At 61.3% G+C, this 269-nt stretch carries 1 protein-coding gene; it reads right to left on the reverse strand.

Annotated features, from left to right (window positions below; translation table 11 throughout):
- A partial coding sequence (locus OU789_RS16890) for a transposase family protein (protein ID WP_274656960.1) occupies window positions 1–174 on the reverse strand: 174 nt, incomplete at its 3' end.
- Window positions 175–269: the final 95 nt, after the last annotated feature.

Genomic DNA, 269 nt, shown 5'->3' on the forward strand with positions numbered 1-269 from the left:
GAACCGCTGCAACAGCTCCTCTCGGCCTTTGCCGAAGAACTCGAACTCGGTGCAGGTCTTGGCGCCGGCCAGTGTCGCCGCCAAGGCGATGACGATGATCTCCACCAGATCGTGCCGCACGTTGCTGGCGCGGGGGTCCTTGAGTGGTCGAAGCAGGCGCTTGAGTTGGCGCATTCTGGTCTCCCTCGGGAAGCGAGAGACACCCAAAGAATCCAGTTCCAACCGCTTGGCAACACCCCTCCATCGCCATATGCGATTCCCCTACCCTT

The sequence above is a fragment of the Halocynthiibacter sp. C4 genome (genome assembly GCF_028823805.1).
Classification (GTDB): Bacteria; Pseudomonadota; Alphaproteobacteria; order Rhodobacterales; family Rhodobacteraceae; genus Falsihalocynthiibacter; species Falsihalocynthiibacter halioticoli.